Genomic DNA, 21,047 nt, shown 5'->3' on the forward strand with positions numbered 1-21,047 from the left:
CACCGCAGGCACGAGGAGCGCAGCGAGCCTCCCGAGCCGACAGGCCCGGGGCTTTCCGGTTGTTTGCGGCACCAGCGGTTGTCGCCGACGACGGGACGATCCAACCGTTCCCAGTTCAGACGAGCCCCACGGCTGACGGAGAGTCCCCACTGGTCCGAACTCCTCCGTTACCCCACGAACCGAACCCAACTACTCCCTTCAGAAACGGACTCCGGGAAGACTTAGCCCGTCGAACCCGAACGCACCAGTAACGTGACCGACATCCTCCTGACGAACGACGACGGCATCGACGGCGACGGGCTGGCCGCCCTCCGCGAGGAACTCCTCGATATCGGCGACGTGACGGTCGTCGCGCCCGCGGACAACCAGTCCGGCGTGGGCCGGAAGCGCTCGCGGTACACCACCCGCGAATCGCACGAGTGGGGCTACGCCATCGCGGGGACGCCCGCGGACTGCGTGGCGTACGGCCTGCGCGGGCTGGACCGCGAGTTCGACCTCGTGGTCTCCGGCTGCAACCACGGGCCGAACATGGGCTCGTACGTGCTCGGGCGCTCGGGCACCGTCGGCGCGGCGGTCGAGGCCGCGTATCTGGGCACGCCCGCGGTCGCGGTCTCCGCGTACCACAACGTCGAGTTCTTCACCCACCCCGCCGCGGAGTTCGACTTCTCAGAGCCGACCCGGGTCGCCGGGGAGCTCACCAGGGCCGCACTCGACGCTGACGTGTTCGAGGCCGTCGACATCCTGAACGTGAACGCGCCCTGTGACGCGACCGACCCGCGGCTCCGGGTGACCCACCCGCACGACGACTTCGACGTGCGCGTCGAACACCGGAGCGTCGAGGAGAGCGAGGTCGAAGACCTGCCCGTCGACGTCGAGGCCGACGACGAGCTGGTCGCGCTCAACGACAAGTTCTGGCCGCACGTCGAGAACTGGGAGAACCCCATGACCGAGGCCGATTCGGTCCGGGACCGCTACCCCGTCGGGAGCGACCGCCGGGCCGTCGTCGACGGCGAGGTGAGCGTCTCACCGCTGACCGCGCCGCACGAGGCCGCCCACCACGAGAAGCTCGACGCCATCGTCGAACAGCTGAACCTCTCCTGACAGGCCCCAGCCAGTCTCGCAAGAACAGCCGGTGGTAACCGTCGAGGGGATGAAGAGTGATAGACGCCGGGGAGAAAACCATGTTACCGGTGGTACACGGTCCCGCATTCCTTCCTCCAGACCGGACGTAAGACGGATAGCTGTCCGCGACCCCATCGAAGCTCGCGAGTCCGACACCGGTGCGGTCCGCTGGAGCATGGTCGGTGCCGGCGACGAGCAGGTCTCGTACGCCGAGCCCGTCGTCGCGTCGGCCCCGTCGATGGTCGCCTGTTCGCCGGACGAAGCCGAGTAGACAGGCAGCCGGCCGCAGAGTGCTGTAGCCCTCAGAACGACTGCTCGGTCCCGATTCCCGATTCCGCCGCCGACTCGTACACCTCGGCGGCCGCCGCCACGTCCAGGACGGCCGTGCCGACGCTCTCGACCACCAGGATCTCCTCGTCGGACTCCCGCCCCGCCTCGCCCTCGAACACCGCCGAGAGCGGGATGAGGTCCTCGACAGTCAGGTCGGTCGCCAGCAGGTCGCCGATCTCGGCGACCTCCGCGGGCACGTCGGCGAAGACGCGGGCGGCCCGGTCGAACACCGCTGCCTCCAGCTCCTGCATCTCGACGGTGTACGCGCCCACGGCGACGACGAGTGCCCCCGGCGCGAGCGCGTCGGCGGGGAACACCGGCTCCGTGCTGGTCGTCGCCGTCACGACGACGTTCGAATCCTCGACTGCCGCTGCCGCCGAATCGACCGCCTCCGCGGGAACGTCGTGTTCACGGAGGTCGGCCGCACAGTCGTCCCGCGAGTCGCTCGGCGAGTAGATGCTGGCCGACTCGACATCGCAGAGCGCCGCGATGGCACGGGTCTGCCAGCGCGCCTGCGTGCCCGCGCCGAGCACGCCCACGTGGAGCGGTTCCGACACCGCGAGGTCCCGGGCCGCCAGCCCGCCGATACAGCCGGTCCGGGCGTTCGTGATGCGCCCGCCGTTCATGAAGGAGACGGGCTGGCCCGTCCGCGCGTCGGCGAGCACGACCTGTGCGTGGATGGTCGGCAGCCCACGCTCGGCGTTGCCCTCGTGGACGCCGACCAGCTTCGTCGCGAAGTACGGCTCGCCGTGGACGTACGCCGGCATCGCCAGTCCCATCCCCAGCGGCTCCGACCCGTCGATGCCGGCCCCAACGTCGTAGTGTGGACGCTCCGGACGTTCGACCTCGCCCCGACCCTGCTGCACGAGCGCGTCCGCCACCACGGGTGCGAGCGACGGGAGGTCGACGAGCGACGCGACCTCGTCGTCGGCGAGTACGAGTACCATGTCCGGGGAGTGGCCGGGTGCCGTGTTAACTGTTTCCGGCTGACTCACTTCGCCAGCCGGGCGTTGTAGTACACCTCGTGGCGATGCTCGACCTCGGTCACGGACCACGGTGTCCCGACGCAGATGTCCCGCAGTCGGGCGGGCGAGAACAGCAGGAAGTGCAGCGCCCGGCCGAGAATCCGGTCGCCGTCGCGCGGCTCGTACTCGAAGTGGAAGGTTCGATGGGCGAAGCCGTCGCGGGGGTCGGGCCGGAAGCCGAACAGCTCCGAGTCCACGAGGCTCGCGTCGTAGTTGTCCACCTGCGCGGTGGCCTCGCCGTCGGTGACGTAGGCGAGGTCCGACAGCAGCGAGCGCACGCCCGCGACCGACTGCGCGAGCCCGACCTGCGTCCCGTTCAACAGCACCGACCGGAACCGGTCGCGCTCGAACGGCAGGGCGAACATGTCCCCGACGGCGACGTGCTCGACGCCGCGCTCGCGGGCCGCCTGCACCGCACCGGGGCTCACGTCGACGCCGAGCACCTCGGTTCCGCGGTCCTCGAAGAAGCGGACGTGCTGGCCCGCGCCGCAGCCGAGGTCGAGCACCGGGCCGTCGAGTTCGCCGAGACGTTCGCGCTGCGCGTCGTCCCAGTCCTCGTGGCTGCCGAAGTAGTTCTCCGCGATGTGGCCGTCCATCCGGTCGTCGCCGTCGACGTACCAGCAGTCGCCGAGGTCGCCGCGCTGGTAGTCCCACATTGCCGTGCCGAGTGCGTCTGCTGCCATACAGATGAGCTAGCACACCCCAATTGTAATAAAACTGTAATGAAAGATGGTAACGTGCCACAGCTGTGAACGGCTAACGTCCACACGGCCGGTCCGGCAGGCGGGACAAAGCACTTCCCCACCCGCGCAGAACCGCGAGAACGTGCCAGCACGCCGTCGAATCCTCCAAACGCTCGCCGGAGCCGGAGTCGCCTCGCTCGCCGGCTGTTCGGTCGGCGGCGAGTTCCACGACTTCGAGGCCGACAACCGGCGCGACCAGACTGTGACAGTCCTCGTGGCGTGGGACGGACAGGAGGAGCGGTTCGCGCTCGACGCAGGCGAGTCCGTCTCGCGGCGCGACCTGTTGCCCGACGGGGACACCGGCGTCGTCGTCACGGCCGGGGACACGGAAGGCACCGTCGCGTGGACCGGCGACGGGCCGACGCTGTTCGTCGAAATCGGCCCCGACGGTATCCAGGTGGGAACGTACTACGACGACTGAAAATCGAACGCCCGATTATCCGAACGGCCCGCCACCGCCGCCGCCGAGGCCACCCATACCGCCACCGCCGCCGCCGCCCTGCTGTTGCATCTTCTTCATCATGCGCTGCATGTCGCCGTCCATGCCACCCTGGAACTGTTTGAGGGTCTGCTCCATCATCTTGTGCTGCTGGAGCAGCTCGCGGATCTTCTCCTCGGGCTGGCCGGAGCCCCGGGAGATGCGCTCGACCTGGGACTGGCCGACCGAGCGCGGGTTCTCCATCTCCTGGTCGGTCATCGAGTCCATGATGACCTCGAAGCTGCGCATGCGCTCCTGGGTGACGTCCATCGCGTCGTCGGGCAGCTGGTCCTTCAGCCCGCCGCCGCCGAAGCCCGGAATCATGTCCATCACCTGGTCGAGCGGGCCCATGCGGTTCATCGCGTCCATCTGCTTCTTCATGTCCTTCAGGGTGAACTGGCCCTGGAGCATGTCCTCGGGGTCCCAGTCCTCCTCTTCCTCCTGGGTCTCCTCCATCGCGCGCTCGACGCGCTCGACGAGCGAGCCCAGGTCGCCCATGCCGAGCAGGCGGGAGATGAACCCCTCCGGCTCGAAGCGCTCGATGTCCTGGACCTCCTCGCCGGTACCGAGGAAGGCGATGGACGAGTCGGTCTCGTTGACGGCGGTCAGCGCGCCGCCACCCTTCGCGGTCCCGTCGAGCTTCGTGATGACGACGCCGCCGATACCGACGGACTCGTCGAACTGCTGGGCCTGTTCCTTCGCGCCCTGACCGATGGCCGCGTCGAGCACGAGCAGCGAGATGTCGGGGTCGACCGTCGCCTCTATCTCCTCGATCTCGTCGATGAGGTCGTCCTCCAGCGCGTGGCGGCCGGCCGTGTCGACGATGTGGACGTCGGCGTCCTCGGTCGCTTCGAGCCCCTTGCGGGCGATGTCGACCGGGTCGTCGTTGTCCGGGTCGCCGTAGAACTCGACCTCGGCGCGCTCTGCCATCTGCTTGGCCTGGTCGTACGCACCCGGACGGAACGTGTCCGTCTGGATGACCGCCGGGCGGAGCCCCTTCTTCGAGAACCACCACGCCATCTTCGCCGCGGAGGTCGTCTTCCCCGACCCCTGCAGGCCGGCGAGCATGATGGTCTGCTCCTCCAGCGGGAGCTCCGTCGAGTCGCCGATGAGGTCGACCAGCTCCTCGTACACGATACGGAGGACGAAATCACGCGCCGGCGTGCCAGACGGTGGTTCCTCCTCCAGCGCACGCTGTTTGATGTTGTCCGACAGCTCCATCACGAGGGAGACGTCCACGTCGGCCTGCAGCAGCGACCGCTGTATCTCCTTGACGACCTCCTCGACGTCCTCCTCGGAGATGCGTGACTTCCCGCGGAGTTTGTCGAGGGTGCCTCGGAGAGAGCTCCCGAGATCGTCGAGTACCATTATCGACTGCAGGTACGTGACTCCCGCCTAAAGGCCTTTTTCTCGCCGGAGCCCGGAGGCACGCCCGCTCGCCGCGCGCTCCGAATCGCGAGCAACGTATCGATTTGACTACCGAAACTGGCTTCTGGGACCGTTTATACCCCCGGTCGTCGTACCGACGTGTGCAGCCTGTCGCCAGCTGTCATCCCACCCACTTCCATCATCCGATGGCACCCTGGCGATGCTTCTCTCTTTCGAGCGAACCAATCGGAAGAACGGAGGGTCGCTACGACTCGTCGCCCAGCAGCCGTCCGACGACGACCTCCGGGTCGAACCGTTCGAGGTGGTCGTAGCCCTGCCCGACGCCCAGGAAGAGGATGGGCTTGCCCGTGACGTGGGCGACCGAGATGGCCGCGCCGCCGTTGGAGTCGGCGTCGGCCTTCGTCAGGATGGAGCCGTCGATGGTGACCGCCTCGTCGAACTGCTTGGCGCGCTGGACCGCGTCCTGGCCCGCGACGGCCTCGTCGACGAACAGCGTCATGTCGGGGTCGACGACCCGCCCGATCTTCTCGAGCTGGTCCATCAGTCCCTCGTTCGTGTGCAGGCGACCCGCCGTGTCGCCCAGCACCACGTCGACGTCGTTCGCCTCGGCGTACTCGACGGCGTCGTAGATGACCGCCGCCGGGTCGCCGCCCTGCTGGTGGGTGATGAGCTTCCGGTCGAGCGCCTCCGCGTGCTCGCCGATCTGCTCGTTCGCCCCGGCACGGTAGGTGTCGCCGTTCGCGAGTACGGAGGAGTAGCCGCGCTCTTCGAGGTACTGCGACATCTTCGCGATGCTCGTCGTCTTCCCGACGCCGTTGACGCCGGTGAAGATGATGACGAGCGGCTTGTCGGCGTCGGCGACGCGCTCCTCGAAGTCGAACTGCCCAACCGAGATGACCTCGAGCAGCGCCTCGCGCAGCGCGTCCTCGACGATGCTCCCGGTCGATTCGGTGAACTTGCGACGCTCGCCGACGAGCTCCTCCTCGACGCGGTCGAGGATCTCCTCGGCGACGCTCATCTCCACGTCCGACTCGAGCAGCGCCATCTTGAGGTCCCAGAGCGGCTCCTCCAGGTCCTCCTCCTCGATGACGAACTTGCCCGTCGCCGCGGCCTTCATCTTCGCCCCGAAGCCCGTCGACTTCTCCTCCTCCTCGGTGGGTTCGTCGGCCGGCTCGTCGGCCGCCGTGGACGCCTCGTCGGCGTCCTCCGCGGCCGGCTCCGCCACGGCGGACTCGGCAGCCGGGGCGTCGTGCTCGGTCGACCTCTCGGCGACCGTCGCGGCCTCCGCAGTCTCGCCCTCGGGAGCCTCGGTCGGGGCCTCCTCCTCCTCCTCGGCGGCCTTCTCCTCGGCCGTCTCCTCGACGTCGTCGCGGAAACTGCCGAGCTTCTCCTTCAGGCTATCGAACATCGTCGCTTACTCGTCGTCGGCTTCTTCCTGCTGCTGGGCCTGCTGCATCTGCTGCTGGAGCTGTTGCTGCTGGGCCTGCTGGGCCTGCTGCTCCAGCTTCTCGTTCTCGCTCTCCAGCTCGGCGATCTCGCCCTGCACGTCCTCGATGCGGTCGTCGACCGTCTCTTTCTTCGTCTCGAGCGTGTCGATTGCGCCGTCCTGGTCGCGCTCCGCGGCGTAGCCGCCGCCGAGACCGACGACGATCTCGTCGATGTCCTCGACCGTCGCGCGGATGTAGGCGTCGCCACCGAGCGGCACCTGCACGACCGAGTCCGACTCGAGCGTCTCGAGCGCCTCGATGGCCTCGTCGATCTCTGTCTTCTCGGTGCGGAGGTCCGTGACCTCGCCCTCGAGCTCCTCGATCTCCTGCTGGATGGCCTGCATCTCCTGCTGGAGCTGCTGCATCTGGCCGCCACCGCCGCCACCGCCCATCATTGTGCCTCGACCTCCGTGACCGTCATCTGCGTGCGCTTCAGACCGTGCTGGCTCCCGAAGGTCGCGAACGTGTGCTCGCGTGCGACGTTCTCGTTGGGCGCGTCGACTGTCGTCTCGAAGGGGCGGTCCCCCTCGCGTGCCTGGAACGTCCCGCGGACAGTAAACTGACTCATGGCCGCTACTCGGTCGGGCAGATGGAAGAATGTTCCCTTCTGTCCGTGCGGGTGTCGATTCGGAGTGGTGTTCCCGCACCGGTCGGCGGCGGCCCGGACGGCCGCGTGTTCGGTGCGAAACCCGTCGTCCGACGGCGGAATCAACCGAGCCGACACCCGCTCGAAGTCCCGTCCCGCCGGCGGAGAGTTTACACTAGAGGTAAACGCCCGAGCGAAGTCGACGGCAGAAACGCCGAAACTCAGTCCACGAGCCCGAGCGCGTCCTCGATGCGCCCGAGTTCGGGGCCGGTCGTGTCCTCGCCGGCGACGTAGCCGTTGTCGTTGACGACGAGGCCGGAGCCGACGAGCGGCGCGCCGTAGTTGACGGTGCCGACATCGGCCGGGACGCCGAGCAGGTCCTCGAGCGCGTCGAGCTCCGCGTCGGTCGACTTGGGGTGACAGAGCACGCCCTTGTTCGTCGCGACGGCGGCGGTGCCGACGGTCCTGACACCGGCGAGGTCGCCGCGCTCGACGGGCACGTCGAGGGTGTCCTCGACGACGGCGACGGCGTCGTCCGGGAGGTCCGGGTGGACGTACGCGCCGGTGTCGTTCGCGAGGACGATGTTGCCGGCGGCGTTGTGCCGCCCGGGCAGCTCGCCGAGCGTGCCGTCGATGGCGTCCTCGAGGCGCTCGCGCTCGTTGTCGCGGATGCGGCTGGTGACGAGCAGGCCGTTGGAGTTCCCCGTGGCGAGCGCGCCGACGGTGGAGGAGCCGGCGACGTTCGTGGGGATGGCCGGCACCGAGAGCTCGTCGGCGAGCTGGCTCTGGAGTGACTCGTCGAGGTCGGGGCGACACAGCAGACAGGTGTCGGTGGCCCGCGCGAAGACGCCGACGTAGGGAGACCCGGCGAACGCGGTCCGTAGCACGGCTTCGTTACTCCGCGTGTTCGGCTTCCACGATCGACTCGCCGTCCTCGTCGAAGCGGGCGGCGCGAACGCGGAGCTTGCTCGGGGGCTTCTTGCGACCGCGCGACCAGACCGCCTCGTTGATCGAGGGGTCGAGGCGCACGGCGTCGCCGTCGACACTGAAGTGCTGCGCGAGGTGGTCCCGGATGAGGGACATCGCCTTGTCGGCGCGCTTGTGCTTCGCTTCCGCGTTCACGTCGCGGAGCGGCACGGTGATGACGCGCTCCTCGAAGTCGTTCGCGCTCATTATTCGTCGGTGTCGTTACGCCGCCAGTTCCGGCGCTTGTAGTTGCGCTGGGTCTCCATGTCGGTCTTCAGCATGACCCATGCAGGCACCCGGCTGTTCTGTCGCTCGAGCTTGGCGAGGCGCTTTTTCTTCGCCTTCGACTTCTTACCCATAGTGCCCGCAGATACCCCGTCCGCGTTTATAGTGTTGTTCTTTTCGGGCCGCGACGCGTGACCGGGCGGTCCGGGCCCGATCGCCGCCGCGTCGGAGGGCTACAGCGGGAACCGCGCGACGGTCTCGTACTCCGGCCCGTCGTCGGTCAGCGTGCTCTCCGTCAGGCGAATCTCGTCGACGTGCATCGAGCCGGCGGCGGGGTCGGTCTCGCGGACCAGCTCCTGGACCCGCTCCTTGCCGCCCGCGTGTCGCATCCGTCCGAGGGTGACGTGCGGCGTGAACGTGTGGGCCTCCGGCGAGAAGCCGATGGCCGTCGTCTCGGCCTCGATGCCCTCGTGGAGCGTCACGAGGTCGTCGCCCCCGTCGCGGAGCCCGAGCCAGACGACGTTGATGTAGTCGAGCGACGGGAAGACGCCGAGTCCCCCGAACGTCGCCTCGAACGGCTCGACGGTAGCGCGGTCGACGCCGGCGGCGACGGCATCCTCGACGCGCCCGAGACGGGCCTCGCTCACCTCGCCGAGGAACTTGAGCGTGATGTGGACGCTCTCGGGGTCCGTCGGGTCCATGCCGGAGACCTCGCCGAACCGCTCCTGCACCGAGGCCACGTCGTCGGCGAGGTCGTCGGGGAGATCGACACTGACAAACAGTCGCATGACCCACCAGATGCCCGACTGCGACTTGAAACTATCCTCCGTTCAATCGCAAGCAGAGAGCGGGTTCTCGCCCGGTCCGCACGTCGCAACCCTTACCCGTCCGGACCGCCAACCGCGGTGTATGACTGACGAGGACCGAACGCACGAGTTCTCCGAGGGTCAGGGCTTCTCCGACCCGTACGAGGGCTTCGACCTCGACCCCCCAGAGCTGGGCGTCGACCCGAGCAAGGTCGACCCCGTCGACTCCCGCGTCGTCACAGACATGCTCGACCGGGAGAACCTCGACAGCGGCAACGTCGACGCCGACGCGCTCATCGACGTCGGCCTGAACTACATGGGCATCAACCGCCACGAACAGGCCGCCGACGCGTTCGAGCGCGCCGCGCGCTTCGCCGACGACGAGCTCGTCGAGCAGGAGGGCTGGGTGAACAAGGGCGTCGCCCACGCCGAGATGGAGGAGTGGGACGCCGCCATCGGCGCGTACCGCGAGGCGCTGCACATCGACGACGACTCCGAGCACGCCGCCTCCGCCGAGACGAACCTCGCCTACGCGCTGTGGGAGTCCGGCGACGTCTCCCAGGCGCTCGAGCACGCCGAGCGGGCCGTCGAGCTCGACTCGCGGTTCGCACAGGCGTGGTACAACCGGGGCTTCTTCCTGCTCGAGCGCGGCCTCGCCGAGGACGCGCTCAACGCGCTCGACAACGCCATCCGCCTCGACATGCGGACCGCGGACGTACTCGAGGAGAAGGCTCGCGCGCTGGAGGAGCTCGATAGACATCAGGAGGCCGAGGAGATCGCCGAGGAGGCCGAGGCCATCCGCCGGCAGCAGGAGCAGGAACTCGTCGACGGATGATTCTCAACGAGCGACGGACCGAGGAGGGACTGCTCGTCTCCGTCTGCGACCCGGACGTACTCGGCGAGACGTTCGAGGACGGCGAGCTCTCGCTGACCGTCTCCGAGGAGTTCTACGCCGGCGACGAGGTCGACGAGGCGGCCGTGGTCGACAGCCTGCGCCGGGCCAGCGTCGCGAACATCGTCGGCGAGCGCTCGGTCACCGTCGCCATCGACGCCGGCATCGTCGAGGAGGCGAACGTGCTGGCCATCGAGGACACGCTCCACGCCCAGCTCCTGCGGCTCGGGTAGGACGGGGACAGACCGCTCCCGTTCGTGCCGACCATGGACGCCCGCCCGCCACGGGTAGCGTCGGCTTACCCGACCGGCGGTCGGCCCCGGTCCCTGTTCCCCGAGAACGTCCCGCACAGCGGCGCAACGCGGGCCGCTAGAGGAAACGTTAACCCGGCCGGGCTGGTTGCTTGCGGCATGAAGGTTCTCGTAACGGACCCCATCGCGGACGCGGGTCTGGACGTGCTCCGCGACGCGGGGCACGAGGTCGAGACGGCGTACGAGGTCTCCGGCGACGACCTGCTGGAGGCAGTGAGTGATGCGAACGCACTCGTCGTCCGCTCCGGAACGGAGGTCACCGAGGCCGTCTTCGAGGCGGCCCCCGAGCTCGTCATCGTCGGGCGGGCCGGCATCGGCGTCGACAACATCGACATCGACGCCGCCACCGACCACGGTGTCATCGTCGCGAACGCACCCGAGGGGAACGTCCGCGCGGCCGCCGAGCACACGGTCGCGATGGCGTTCGCCACGGCCCGCTCCATCCCGCAGGCACACATCCGCCTGACGGGCGGCGAGTGGGCCAAGGGCGACTACCTCGGCACCGAGGTCAACGGCAAGACCCTCGGCGTCGTCGGCCTCGGCCGCGTCGGCCAGGAGGTCGCGAAGAAGTGCGGCTCGCTCGGCATGGACATCGTCGCGTTCGACCCGTACATCTCCGAGGAGCGCGCCGACCAGCTCGGGGCCGAGCTGGTCGACCTCGACGGCTGTCTCGAGCGCGCCGACTTCCTCACCGTCCACGTCCCGCTGACCGACGAGACCGAGGGCATGATCGGCGAGGCCGAGCTCGCCCAGCTCGAAGGTGGGTACGTCGTCAACTGCGCCCGCGGCGGCGTCGTCGACGAGCCCGCCCTCGCCGCGGCAGTCGAGGACGGCGTGGTCGCCGGCGCGGCGGTCGACGTGTTCGCGGAGGAGCCCGTGAGCGAGGATAACCCGCTGCTCGATGTCGACGACGTGGTCGTCACGCCCCACCTCGGCGCGAGCACCGAGGCCGCACAGGAGAACGTCGCGACCTCGACGGCCGGGCAGGTCGTCGCCGCGTTCGCCGGCGAGCCGGTGATGAACGCGCTGAACGCCCCCTCCATCGACGAGACGGCGTTCCCGCGCGTCGAGCCCTACATCGGACTGGCCGAGACCGCCGGGAAGGTCGCCGCCCAGCTCCTCGACGACCGCATCTCGAACGTGGAGGTCGTCTACCAGGGCGACATCGCCGAGGAGGACGTCGACTTCGTCACCGCGAGCGCGCTCAAGGGCGTGTTCGAGCCGCTGGAGTGGCACGTCAACGCGGTCAACGCACCGAGCATCGCCGAGGAGCGCGGCGTCGAGGTCACCGAGTCGAAGACCCGCTCGGCCGAGGACTTCCAGAGCCTCGTCACCGTGAAGGTCGCCGACGGCGACCGCGAGGTGTCCGTCTGTGGCACCCTGTTCGCCGGCGACGACCCGCGCATCGTCCGCGTCGACGGCTACCGCGTCGACGCCATCCCGCACGGGCGCATGGTCGTCGCGCGCAACGCCGACGAGCCGGGCGTCATCGGTCTCATCGGGAGCGTCATGGGCGACCACGACGTCAACATCGCCGGGATGTTCAACGCCCGCGAGACGATCGGCGGCGAGGCGCTGACTGTCTACAACGTCGACGGCGAGGTGCCGGAGGCGGCCATGGAAGCACTGCTCGCCGACGAGCGCATCATCGAGGTGCGCCAGATCGTGCTCGACGACGACTGAGCGACCGGAAACAGATGACCCGCCACTGACGACACCCCCTTCTCGGAACGACGCCGAATTACAGCGACAGCGCGTGCCTGAGCCGGTCGACGAGCGTCCGCCCGCCGTCGGTGCGGAGCTCGCGGTCCTCGTCGCGGTCGCGGGCAGCGAGCGCGGTCTCGTACCGCTCCCGCATCGCGTTCACCTGCGACTCGCGCGCTTCGAGGTCTCGTTCGAGGAGCGCGACCTGCGCACGCAACGCCGCGGGGTCGGTCGGCGTGTGGTCGGTGTCGCGCTCGTCGGTCGGTTCCGCCCGCGACTGGGCCGACGACGGGTCGGGTTGGGCGTTTCGGGACACGGACAGTATGCTACGGTCACACGGTACAAAAATCGGCGGCAGACTCCCGACCGACGGCCGTCTGACTGGCGGGTGAAAGTGGTCCCGGTCAGCTCCCGAGATGCTCGAGCACGCCGGCGGTGTCGCCGGGCACCGGCTCGGGGTCGGCACCGGCCGCGGCGGCCGCGTCGGGGTCCTTCAGCAGGTGGCCGGTGGTGAGGCAGACGACGCGCTCGTCGGCGCTCACGTCGCCGCGCTCGCGCAGCTTGCGGAGACCGGCGAGGCTCGCCGCGGAGGCGGGTTCGACGCCGATACCCTCGCCGGCGAGGTCGCGCTGGGCCTGCGTGATGGCGTCGTCCTCGACGGCGACCGCGGTGCCGCCCGTCTCGCGGATGCCGGGCAGGGCCTTCGGCGCGTTGACCGGGTTGCCGATGCGGATGGCCGTCGCGACCGTCTCGACGTGGTCCCAGCGCCGCGTCTCGTCGTTCCCCTCCTCGACGGCCTCGACCATCGGGGCCGCGCCGGCGGCCTGCACGCCGGTCAGCTTCGGCACCTCGTCGCGGTCCATCGCGCCCGCCTGGACGAGCTCGCGGAAGCACTTGTACAGCGCCGCGGTGTTGCCGGCGTTGCCCACCGGCAGGACGATGCGGTCGGGGTACTCGCCGTAGTCCGCCCTGTGCGCCTCCAGTATCTCCAGCCCGATGGTCTTCTGGCCCTCCAGCCGGAACGGGTTGAGCGAGTTGAGCAGGTACGCCTCGCCCCGCTCGGCGAGGTCCTGCACGATGTCGAGGCAGGTGTCGAAGTTGCCGTCGACCTCCAGGATGCGCGCGCCGTGGAGGCTGGCCTGGGCGACCTTCCCCGCGGCGACCTTCCCCGCGGGCAGCAGCACGAGCGTCTCCAGCCCGGCGCGTGCGCCGTAGGCCGCGAGCGCGGCGGAGGTGTTGCCCGTCGAGGCACAGGCGAGCCGACCGACGCCGAGCGCCTGGGCGGTCCGCACGCCGACGGTCATGCCGCGGTCCTTGAACGAGCCGGTGGGATTCATCCCCTCGTGCTTGACACGGAGGCTCTCGACGCCGACCTCGTCCTCGAGCCGTGGGACGCGGTGGAACTGGGTGTCGCCCTCGGGCAGGCTCACGCCCTCCGCGAACGGGAGCGCGGCCGCGTAGCGCCAGACGCCGCGACCGGCGAAGTCGTCCCAGGTCGGCAGGTCCTCGTAGCGGACCTCCAGCAGCGAACCGCAGTCACAGGTGTAGCGGACGGAGTCGAACGGCGCGTAGGCGTCGCCGCAGTCGATGCATTCGAGCCAGACGCCGTCGACGGCGGCCGGCGGTGCCGAGGGAGCCTCGGCCGAGAGCGAGAGCGAACTCATTATGGGGGGGTGGCGCTACGCGGGGAAAAAGGCGCAGGTTCGTGCGAAGTGATGCCGAATTCGCGGGCTCAGGCGTCGCCGTCGAACGTCTCGATGACCCCGTGGACGTGCTCGGTCCACTCGTCGAGCGCCCCGTGGAGCATCTCCTTCGCCTCGGGCAGTTCGACGCCGGTGTACTGGTAGACGTAGCCGCCGGAGTCGAGCAGTCTGCGTTCGCGTTCGACGAGCCCCCGGTCGAGCAGCGTCGAGAGCGAGCGGTTGACGTTGCTGCGGTCGCGTTCGAGCTGGTTCGCCAGCTCCTCGACGGTGCTGCCGGGCTGGTCGAGCAGCAGCAGGTACGTGCGTGTCTCGTGCTCGTGGATGCCGAAGACGCAGCTCATCACCTGCCGGAAGCCCGGCTCGGGCTGTTCGAGCAGGTCGCCGAGGTCGTCGGGGGAGGCGTCGCTCATGGGCGAACGCACGGCCGGTGTGACCTAAAGGCTACCCACCTCGACCCGGCTACTCCTCCCGCGTCGGCGCGTAGCCCTGGTTCTCGATGCACTGCCGCATCTCGTCCTCGGTCTCGTGCTTGTGGAGCGTCGTCGGCGTGTCGCAGTAGAAGATCGTGCCGTCGTGCCTGAGCGTCACCTCGTGGTCCGACCCGAGCAGTTCGGTGACGATACGGACGCGGCGTCCCTCCCGGAGGGCGGCGAGTATCTCGTCGGTCTCGAGCTCGCCGGCGCGGGCGCGGAGCGGCTCTGTCATCGTGTCTAGCTGCTCGCTTCGACACCTTCGCTCTTTTCCCTCGCGGTCGGCGTGACCGCACCCGGACGCGATGAGCCCTGCCGCCCGCGTCGTCTCCGGCAGTGTGTTCGGCCTGACTGGCCCCCTCGTGGCGTCGGAGAACCGAGCGACCGCGAACCGGTGAGCGGGGTTCAACAATCGTGCCGGCCCGGTCGACCGGGAGCGGGGAGGCGACGACGGCGTCGACCCGGCAGCACACGACCGGGACCGACCCCCCATTCTTTACCGGAGCTATCAGACCACATATATATCTATCCAGAGTGCCAAGCTATTGTATGGCACACTCACCGGAGCGGCCGGAGCTGTACGTCTGTGCTGACTGCCAGATAGTGTACGCCGGGACCGTCGCCGAACACATCGACGGCGGCGACCACGTGTACGAATCCCCGACGGAGTGCGCTGTCTGTGGGTCGACGAGCTTCGTCGAGACCAGCCAGTGGCCCCACCGCCACGACTGAGGTCTACCCGACGAGCGTCGCGAGCAGCGCCTTCTGGGCGTGCATCCGGTTCTCGGCCTGCTGCCAGACGACCGACCGGTCGCTCTCGATGGTCTCCTCGGTGATCTCCTGCCCGCGGACCGCCGGCAGGCAGTGCATCACCTTCGCGTCGGTGCCGTCGAGCAGCGACTCGCTCAGCGTGAAACCGTCGAAGTCGTCGACCTTGTCGTCGTCCTCGCCCATGCTCACCCAGACGTCGGTGTAGACGATGTCGGCGTCAGCGACGGCGGTCGCCGGGTCGGTCGTCACCGTCGGCGGGGTCCCGACCTCGGCTGCCGCCTCGAGCACCTCGTCGGCCAGCCCGTGGCCCTCGGGGCAGGCGACGGTGAGGTCGATGCCGACCATCGCACAGCCGACGGCGAACGAACTGGCGACGTTGTTGCCGTCGCCGACCCACGCCGCCGTCACGTCGTCGAAGCCGCCGAACAGCTCCTTGATGGTGAGCAGGTCGGCGAGCGTCTGGCACGGGTGCGCGTCGTCGGTCAGGCCGTTGACCACCGGCACCTCGGCGTAGGCCGCCAGCTCGGCCAGGTCGTCGTGGTCGAACACGCGAGCCATGATCGCGTCGACGTAGCCCGAGAGCGCGCGGGCGGTGTCCTTCACCGGTTCGCCGCGGTCGAGCTGGGTGTCTTCGGGCCCGAGGAAGACGGCGTGGCCGCCGAGCTGGGTCATCCCCGTCTCGAAGGAGACGCGGGTTCGCGTCGACGGCTTCTCGAACAGCATCGCGAGGGTCTTGTCGCCGAGTTCGCCGTGGGGCTCGCCGTCCTCGACGGCGCGCTTGTACTCGGCCGCGAGGTCGAGCACGGACTGGAGCTCGGCCGCCGACAGGTCGTCGACGGTGAGGAAGTGCTTCGGTGGCTGTGCTGGGTTCGGTGATGTCACGTCGGTGTGTGTGCTCATTGCAGGTCGTCGCAGACGGTCTCGAGGACCGCGATGGCGCGGTCGTACTCGGGCAGTGCGAGGCGTTCGTCCGGTGCGTGGTCGAGGGCCGAGTCGCCCGGGCCGTAGGTGGCCATCGGGCAGTCCCACGCGCCGGCGAACAGGTTCACGTCGGCCGTTCCGGTCTTCTTGAGGAGGCGAGGGGAGCCCCCTCGCTCTCGGATGCCGACGCGGAACGCTCGCCCGACCGCGCTGCGCGGGCTGTCGAGCACGGGCGGGATGGCGTCGCGCCACTCGACGGTGCCCGCGTCGAGTTCGGCCTCGACTACCTCGCGTATCTCCTCGGCGCTGCTGCCCGGCGGGATGCGGAACTGCACGTCGACCGTCGCCGCGACGGAGAGCCCGTCGTCGGCGACGCCGCCGGACACGTCCACGGGCTTTGCGGTCACCGACTCGAAGACGGCATCGTCCGGGCTGTCGAACGCGGCCTCGACCCGGTTCCACCACGCCATCGCGTGCTGGATGGCGTTTAGCTCCGGGCGCGACGTGTGGCCCGCCTCGGTCTCGACGCGGTAGGTCCCGGCGAGGAAGCCGCGGTAGCCGAGCGTCAGGGCGTCCCAGCCCGAGGGTTCGCCGTTGACGACCGCGTCGGGTACCTCGCGCTCCGCGACCAGGTGGCGCGCGCCCCGGGAGTCGGTCTCCTCGCCGACGACGCCGACGAAGGAGACGCCCGTCCGCACCGCCGCGACGGCCATCGCACAGAGCGGGCCGGTCGCGTCGACGCTTCCCCGGCCCCGGAGGACGGCGGCATCCTGGGGTGCCTCGTCGTCGCCGCCCCAGGGCACGGGGTCGTCGGTCTCGTCCGGGCCATCGATGCCCACGGGCACGTCGCCCGGGACGGTGTCGACGTGGGATGTCAGCAGCACCGCGTCGTCGGCCGGCGCGCGGACGTTGCCCACGTCGTCCAGCCACGCCTCGCGGCCGTGGTCCCGCAGGAAGTCGCGCAGGTGCTCGGCGGCCGCGCGCTCCTCGCCGGTCGGCGACGGGATGGCGACCATGGATTCGAGCAGCTCCCGCGCGGCGGCGTCGGAGACCCCGCCACCGTCGGCCGCGTCGCTCACGCCTCCGTCACCTCCAGCGTGGCTTCGAGCGCCCCGACGACCTCGTCGGCGTGGCGCTTTCGCAACGTCAGCGGCGGGAGCAGGCGCACGACGGTCCGCCCCGCCGGCAGCGCGAGGACCTGGTGGTTCATCGCGAGGTCGCGCAGGACGCGGTTCGCGCCGCGCCCGATCTCGACGCCGACGAGCAGGCCCTCGCCGCGCACGTCCCGCACCGGCAGCTCGGAGAGGCGGTCGACGAGGTACTCGCCCACCTCGGCCGCCTGCCCGGGCAGGTCCGCGTCGACGATGGTGTCGAGCGTCGCCGTCGCCGCCGCGGAGACGGCGGGCCCACCGGAGAACGTCGAGCCGTGTGGGCCGGCGTCCTCGGCGACCCAGTCGGTACAGAGCGTCGCCCCCATGGGAAGCCCGTTCGCGAGTCCCTTCGCCGTCGTCACCACGTCGGGGACGACACCCGCGGCCTCGCAGGCCCAGAACGTCCCCGTTCTACCGAGCCCGGTCTGTACCTCGTCGAAGACGAGCGCCGCGCCGTGGTCCGCCGTCGCCTCGCGGGCGGACTGCAGGAACTCCGTGGTACTGGGGTTCACGCCGCCCTCGCCCTGGACGGGTTCGAGGATGACCGCGGCCGTCTCGTCGTCGACGGCCTCGCGGATGGCCTCGCTGTCGCCGTAGTCCACGAACTCCACGTCGTCGAGCAGCGGTTCGAACGGCGCACGGTACTTGGGCTTCCAGGTGGTCGACAGCGCGCCCATCGTCCGGCCGTGGAACCCCTTCTTCGTCGCGACGAACTTGGTCCCGTCAGTGGCGCTACGGGCGAACTTCAGCGCCGCCTCGTTGGCCTCGGTGCCGGAGTTACAGAGCCAGACGTTCTCCACCCCCGGCGGGGCGACCGACGACAGCTTCTCGTACAGCTCGTCGCGGGCGCTCGTCGGGTACGAGCCCTGGACGTAGGTGAGGTCGGCGAGCTGTGACTGGGCCGCCTCGACGACGTCGGGGTGCCCGTGGCCGGCGGGCACGCAGGCGTAGCTCGCGCCCACGTCCAGGTACTCGGTGCCCGAGTCGTCGTAGAGGAACACGTCCTCCCCGCGCTCGATGGTGATGGGCTTGCGCGAGAAGACGAAGTCGGTGGGCATCTACTGACTCACCTCCGGTTCGTCGGCGTCGGCATCGGTGTCGTCACCGAGCGCACTCGGCAGCAGCGTCGTCCCGTCGCCGGCCAGTGCGGACTGGATGGGCGCGTCGGCGTTCGCGGTGGCGACGACGACGGAGGACGCGCCGCCGTCGAGTGCCTCCTCGGCCGCGAGCACCTTCCGGGTCATGAACCCCTCCGCCGCGGCTTCGAGGGCGTCCCAGTCGGCCGCCGTCTCGACGGTGTCGATGCGGGTCGACTCGTCGTCGGGGTCCGCGTAGACCCCGGAGATGTCCGTGAGGACCACGAGGTCCGCGCCGAGTGCGCCAGCCACCGCAGCGGCGGCGCGGTCGGCGTCGGCGTTGACCGCGGTGTACGTGCCGTCGCCCTCCGCGCCGAGCATCGGGACGGTCACGACGGGCGTGTAGCCGCCCGAGAGCATGGTCTCGAGGAGGTCGACGTTCACCGACTCGATGGTGCCGGAGTGGTCGCCGCGGCGGATCTTCTTCTTCCCGTCTTCGAGGACGCGAACGGCGGACTTGCGCGGCCCTTCGAGCAGGCCGCCGTCGACGCCCGAGAGCCCGACCGCGTCGACCCCCTCGCTCTGGAGCGACTCGACGAGCCCCGTGTTGAGCTTGCCGGGCAGCACCATCTGGAACACCTCGACGGCGTCCGCGTCGGTGAAGCGCCCGACGACGCCGCCGGGCGTCTCGACGTACTCGGGCTCCATGCCGAGCGATTCGAGGGTGTCGTCGACCGCGGTCGAGCCGCCGTGGACGACGACGACGTCCTCGCCCGACTCGACGAGGTCCGCTACGTCGGCGAGCGCGCCTTCGGGGTCGACGGCACGCGCACCGCCGACTTTGACCACAACCGACATCTACGGACTCCCCACGGGGTGCAGCCCCGCGAACTCGAGTCCGGCGGTCTCCTCGAAGCCGAGCGCGACGTTGGCGGCGTGGACCGCCTGCCCGGCCGAGCCCTTCATCACGTTGTCGATGGCCGAGAACACGACGACGCGCTCGTTGCCGGGGTCCAGCTCGAACCCCACGTCGGCGTAGTTCGTCCCGGCGACGGCCTTCGGTTCGGGGTAGCGGTACGACCCGGAACCGCCGGCGACGAGCCGGACGAACGGCTCCGCCTCGTACGCGCCGCGGTAGGCCGTCCAGAGCTCTTTCTTCGAGACCGGTCCATCCGGAAAGACGTGGCAGGTCGCGCTCGCGCCCCGCACCATGTCGACGGCGTGGCAGGTGAAGGAGACGGAGAGCCCGAGCCACTGCTCGATCTCGGCCTCGTGGCGGTGGCCCGTCGGCGCGTACGGGCGGACGACGCCCGAGCGCTCGGCGTGGCTGGAGGCCGCGCCGCCGCCAGCGCCGCCTTCGCTGCTGCCGACCTTCACGTCCACGACGACGTCCGCGCCGTCTCGCGGCTCACCGCCGCTCGACGTATCCGAGGCGCCTTGCGCCTCGCTGCCGAGGACGCCGGCATCTGCGAGCGGTTTCAGCCCGAGCAGCGTCGCCGTCGCGTTGCAGCCGCCCGAGGCGATGATGTCCGCGTCCCCCAGGTTCTCGCGGTTGAGCTCGGGCAGCGCGTACTCGGCCACCTCCAGGTACTCGGGGGCCGTGTGGCCGTCGTACCACTCGTCGTACTGTCCCTCGGTGGCGAGGCGGAAGTCCGCCGAGAGGTCGACGAGCAGGTCCGCGGCGTCCGTGTACTCCTCGACGTGCTCCATCGTGATGCCGTGGGGCGTCGCGGTGAACAGCACGTCGACGGATTCGAGCGCCGAGGGCTCCGAGAAGCGCAGCTCGCGCCCGCGGAGGTTCGGGTGGACCCCGCCGATGGACTTGCCGGCGTACTCGCGGCTCGTCGCCTGCACGAGCTCGACGTTCGGATGGCCGTCGAGCAGCCGCAGGAGCTCGCCGCCGGCGAAGCCGGAGCCACCGACGACGCCCGCGGTGACGGTCTCCGTCTCGGCGTCGGCGTCGGCCGCAGCGGTGGTCCCCACTACGCCGTCACCTCCGCCGCATCCGTGTCGAGGCCGGGCTCCACGACCGACTCCAGCCAGTCGACGACCGTCGCGGGCACGTCGACGGCGGTCGCGTCGTTGAGCGACTTGAACTCGACGGTATGGTTGACCTCGTGGACGGTGTAGCCGCCCTCCTCGGTCTCCATCAGGTCCACACCCAGGAGCCCGCCGCCGACCGCGTCGCTGGCGCGCTGGACGAGGTCGCAGACCTCGTCGTCGAGGTCGAACTCCTCGGTGTCCGCGCCCTTCGCGGCGTTCGTGAGCCAGTGGTCCGACGAGCGGGCCATCGCCGCGACGGGCTCGCCGTCGGTGGCGAGGACGCGCAGGTCGCGGTCCGGCTTGCCGACGAACTCCTGGACGTAGAACACCGAGTGCTCGTAGTGCCCGAGCGTCGACTTGTGTTCGAGGATGGCCTCGGCGGCCGAGCGCGACTCGACCTTCGCCATCAGGCGACCCCACGAGCCGACGACCGGCTTGAGGACGCAGGGGTAGCCGAACGACTCGATGGCCTCGAGGGCGGCGTCGGTCGTGAACGCGACCTTCGTGTCGGGCGTGGGGACGCCCGCGTCGGCGAGCGCGAGGCTCGTCTTCGCCTTGTCCGCGCAGATGTCGGCGGTCTCGGCCGCGTTGACGACCGGGATGCCGTACGCCTCGCAGAACTGCGTCGCGTAGAGGCTCCGCGAGGTCGCCATACAGCGGTCGAGCACCACGTCCAGCCCGTCGAACGAGTCGGGGGCCTCGTGGAGGTCGAACTGCTGTTTCCGCACGTCGATCTTGACGACCTCGTGGTCGCGGTCGCGCAGTTCCGCGAGCAGGAGCTTCTCGTCCCGGCGGATGCGCGAGTAGAGCAGTCCGACCTTCACGCCGCCCACCTCGACCCGCAGTCC

At 69.8% G+C, this 21,047-nt stretch carries 25 protein-coding genes and 1 pseudogene; 6 read left to right on the top strand and 20 right to left on the bottom strand.

Translation table 11 applies throughout. From position 1 onward, the window contains the following. Nucleotides 1–252: 252 nt before the first annotated feature. Complete coding sequence (gene surE, locus BLT27_RS07050) at nt 253–1,101, top strand: 5'/3'-nucleotidase SurE (protein WP_089732342.1); 849 nt, start codon at nt 253–255, stop codon at nt 1,099–1,101. Nucleotides 1,102–1,424: 323 nt separating this feature from the next. Here the strand turns inward: surE and BLT27_RS07055 are convergent, their stop codons facing one another. After that, nucleotides 1,425–2,399: an ornithine cyclodeaminase family protein gene (locus BLT27_RS07055; protein ID WP_089732343.1), complete on the bottom strand. Its 975-nt coding sequence runs from the start codon at nt 2,397–2,399 to the stop codon at nt 1,425–1,427. 44 nt (nt 2,400–2,443) lie between these two features. Beyond that, entirely contained in the window at nt 2,444–3,160 is a 717-nt protein-coding gene (locus tag BLT27_RS07060) for a class I SAM-dependent methyltransferase (protein ID WP_089732344.1), read from the bottom strand. 142 nt (nt 3,161–3,302) lie between these two features. Between BLT27_RS07060 and BLT27_RS07065 the strand changes: the two genes are divergently transcribed. Continuing rightward, nucleotides 3,303–3,641, top strand: coding sequence for a hypothetical protein (locus BLT27_RS07065; RefSeq protein ID WP_089732345.1), 339 nt, complete (start codon nt 3,303–3,305; stop codon nt 3,639–3,641). Nucleotides 3,642–3,656: 15 nt separating this feature from the next. Here BLT27_RS07065 and BLT27_RS07070 read toward each other — a convergent pair whose 3' ends face one another. From BLT27_RS07070 to thpR, 8 genes are all read right to left on the bottom strand, one after another. Next, a complete protein-coding gene (locus BLT27_RS07070) occupies nt 3,657–5,066 on the bottom strand; it encodes a signal recognition particle protein Srp54 (RefSeq protein ID WP_089732346.1) in 1,410 nt (469 codons plus the stop codon). A 265-nt stretch (nt 5,067–5,331) separates the two neighbouring features. Then, on the bottom strand, nt 5,332–6,495 hold the full coding sequence (ftsY, locus tag BLT27_RS07075) for a signal recognition particle-docking protein FtsY (RefSeq protein ID WP_089732347.1): 1,164 nt from the start codon (nt 6,493–6,495) through the stop codon (nt 5,332–5,334). Nucleotides 6,496–6,501: 6 nt separating this feature from the next. Beyond that, complete coding sequence (gene pfdA / locus BLT27_RS07080) at nt 6,502–6,969, bottom strand: prefoldin subunit alpha (protein ID WP_089732348.1); 468 nt, start codon at nt 6,967–6,969, stop codon at nt 6,502–6,504. Then, nucleotides 6,966–7,142: a 50S ribosomal protein L18Ae gene (gene rpl18a, locus BLT27_RS07085; RefSeq protein WP_089732349.1), complete on the bottom strand. Its 177-nt coding sequence runs from the start codon at nt 7,140–7,142 to the stop codon at nt 6,966–6,968. The genes pfdA and rpl18a overlap by 4 nt, the downstream gene beginning before the upstream one ends. Before the next feature lie 239 nt (nt 7,143–7,381). Next, on the bottom strand, nt 7,382–8,047 hold the full coding sequence (locus tag BLT27_RS07090) for a translation initiation factor IF-6 (protein ID WP_089732350.1): 666 nt from the start codon (nt 8,045–8,047) through the stop codon (nt 7,382–7,384). A 7-nt stretch (nt 8,048–8,054) separates the two neighbouring features. Next, nucleotides 8,055–8,333 (bottom strand): 50S ribosomal protein L31e, encoded by a 279-nt coding sequence (locus BLT27_RS07095; RefSeq protein WP_089732351.1) that lies wholly within the window; start codon nt 8,331–8,333, stop codon nt 8,055–8,057. Beyond that, nucleotides 8,333–8,485, bottom strand: a complete 153-nt coding sequence (locus tag BLT27_RS07100) for a 50S ribosomal protein L39e (protein WP_089732352.1) — start codon at nt 8,483–8,485, stop codon at nt 8,333–8,335. Before BLT27_RS07100 ends, BLT27_RS07095 begins: the two co-directional genes overlap by 1 nt. A 99-nt stretch (nt 8,486–8,584) precedes the next feature. Next, nucleotides 8,585–9,139, bottom strand: a complete 555-nt coding sequence (gene thpR, locus BLT27_RS07105; protein ID WP_089732353.1) for an RNA 2',3'-cyclic phosphodiesterase — start codon at nt 9,137–9,139, stop codon at nt 8,585–8,587. Between the two features lie 121 nt (nt 9,140–9,260). Here thpR and BLT27_RS07110 point away from each other — a divergent pair. The 3 genes and pseudogenes from BLT27_RS07110 to serA form a co-directional block, all read left to right on the top strand. Next, a pseudogene (locus BLT27_RS07110) lies at nt 9,261–9,986 on the top strand (tetratricopeptide repeat protein); the annotation flags it as partial. Nucleotides 9,987–9,988: 2 nt separating this feature from the next. After that, a complete protein-coding gene (locus BLT27_RS07115) occupies nt 9,989–10,282 on the top strand; it encodes a DUF424 domain-containing protein (RefSeq protein WP_089732355.1) in 294 nt (97 codons plus the stop codon). Nucleotides 10,283–10,459: 177 nt separating this feature from the next. After that, complete coding sequence (gene serA, locus BLT27_RS07120; protein WP_089732356.1) at nt 10,460–12,043, top strand: phosphoglycerate dehydrogenase; 1,584 nt, start codon at nt 10,460–10,462, stop codon at nt 12,041–12,043. 58 nt (nt 12,044–12,101) lie between these two features. On the opposite strand, the gene BLT27_RS07125 is transcribed toward serA, so the two are convergent. The 4 genes from BLT27_RS07125 to BLT27_RS07140 form a co-directional block, all read right to left on the bottom strand. Continuing rightward, nucleotides 12,102–12,380 carry a hypothetical protein gene (locus tag BLT27_RS07125; protein ID WP_089732357.1) on the bottom strand — a complete coding sequence of 93 codons (279 nt, stop codon included), beginning with the start codon at nt 12,378–12,380 and terminating at the stop codon, nt 12,102–12,104. Between the two features lie 88 nt (nt 12,381–12,468). Beyond that, the gene (thrC, locus tag BLT27_RS07130; protein WP_089732358.1) at nt 12,469–13,728 is read right to left on the bottom strand and encodes a threonine synthase; all 1,260 of its coding nucleotides are present in this window, start codon (nt 13,726–13,728) and stop codon (nt 12,469–12,471) included. 68 nt (nt 13,729–13,796) lie between these two features. Beyond that, a complete protein-coding gene (locus tag BLT27_RS07135) occupies nt 13,797–14,177 on the bottom strand; it encodes a helix-turn-helix domain-containing protein (RefSeq protein WP_089732359.1) in 381 nt (126 codons plus the stop codon). Nucleotides 14,178–14,226: 49 nt separating this feature from the next. After that, nucleotides 14,227–14,472: a DUF8001 family protein gene (locus tag BLT27_RS07140; protein WP_089732360.1), complete on the bottom strand. Its 246-nt coding sequence runs from the start codon at nt 14,470–14,472 to the stop codon at nt 14,227–14,229. A gap of 314 nt (nt 14,473–14,786) precedes the next feature. On the opposite strand from BLT27_RS07140, the gene BLT27_RS07145 reads away from it, so the two are divergent. Further along, a complete protein-coding gene (locus BLT27_RS07145; RefSeq protein ID WP_089732361.1) occupies nt 14,787–14,969 on the top strand; it encodes a hypothetical protein in 183 nt (60 codons plus the stop codon). Between the two features lie 3 nt (nt 14,970–14,972). Here BLT27_RS07145 and argF read toward each other — a convergent pair whose 3' ends face one another. The 6 genes from argF to lysX are packed head-to-tail and all read right to left on the bottom strand — an operon-like array spanning nt 14,973 to nt 21,023. After that, a complete protein-coding gene (argF, locus tag BLT27_RS07150) occupies nt 14,973–15,908 on the bottom strand; it encodes an ornithine carbamoyltransferase (RefSeq protein WP_089732362.1) in 936 nt (311 codons plus the stop codon). Further along, the gene (locus BLT27_RS07155; protein WP_217639104.1) at nt 15,905–17,008 is read right to left on the bottom strand and encodes a [LysW]-lysine hydrolase; all 1,104 of its coding nucleotides are present in this window, start codon (nt 17,006–17,008) and stop codon (nt 15,905–15,907) included. The genes argF and BLT27_RS07155 overlap by 4 nt, the downstream gene beginning before the upstream one ends. After that, complete coding sequence (locus BLT27_RS07160) at nt 17,005–18,138, bottom strand: aspartate aminotransferase family protein (RefSeq protein ID WP_089732363.1); 1,134 nt, start codon at nt 18,136–18,138, stop codon at nt 17,005–17,007. Before BLT27_RS07160 ends, BLT27_RS07155 begins: the two co-directional genes overlap by 4 nt. Next, entirely contained in the window at nt 18,139–19,014 is an 876-nt protein-coding gene (locus tag BLT27_RS07165; protein ID WP_089732364.1) for an acetylglutamate/acetylaminoadipate kinase, read from the bottom strand. It lies immediately after the preceding gene. Then, entirely contained in the window at nt 19,015–20,139 is a 1,125-nt protein-coding gene (gene argC / locus BLT27_RS07170) for an N-acetyl-gamma-glutamyl-phosphate reductase (RefSeq protein ID WP_089732365.1), read from the bottom strand. Beyond that, the gene (gene lysX / locus BLT27_RS07175; protein ID WP_089732425.1) at nt 20,139–21,023 is read right to left on the bottom strand and encodes a lysine biosynthesis protein LysX; all 885 of its coding nucleotides are present in this window, start codon (nt 21,021–21,023) and stop codon (nt 20,139–20,141) included. The genes argC and lysX overlap by 1 nt, the downstream gene beginning before the upstream one ends. Nucleotides 21,024–21,047: the final 24 nt, after the last annotated feature.

Origin of the sequence: Haloarchaeobius iranensis (genome assembly GCF_900103505.1) — an archaeon.
Taxonomy (GTDB): domain Archaea; phylum Halobacteriota; class Halobacteria; order Halobacteriales; family Natrialbaceae; genus Haloarchaeobius; species Haloarchaeobius iranensis.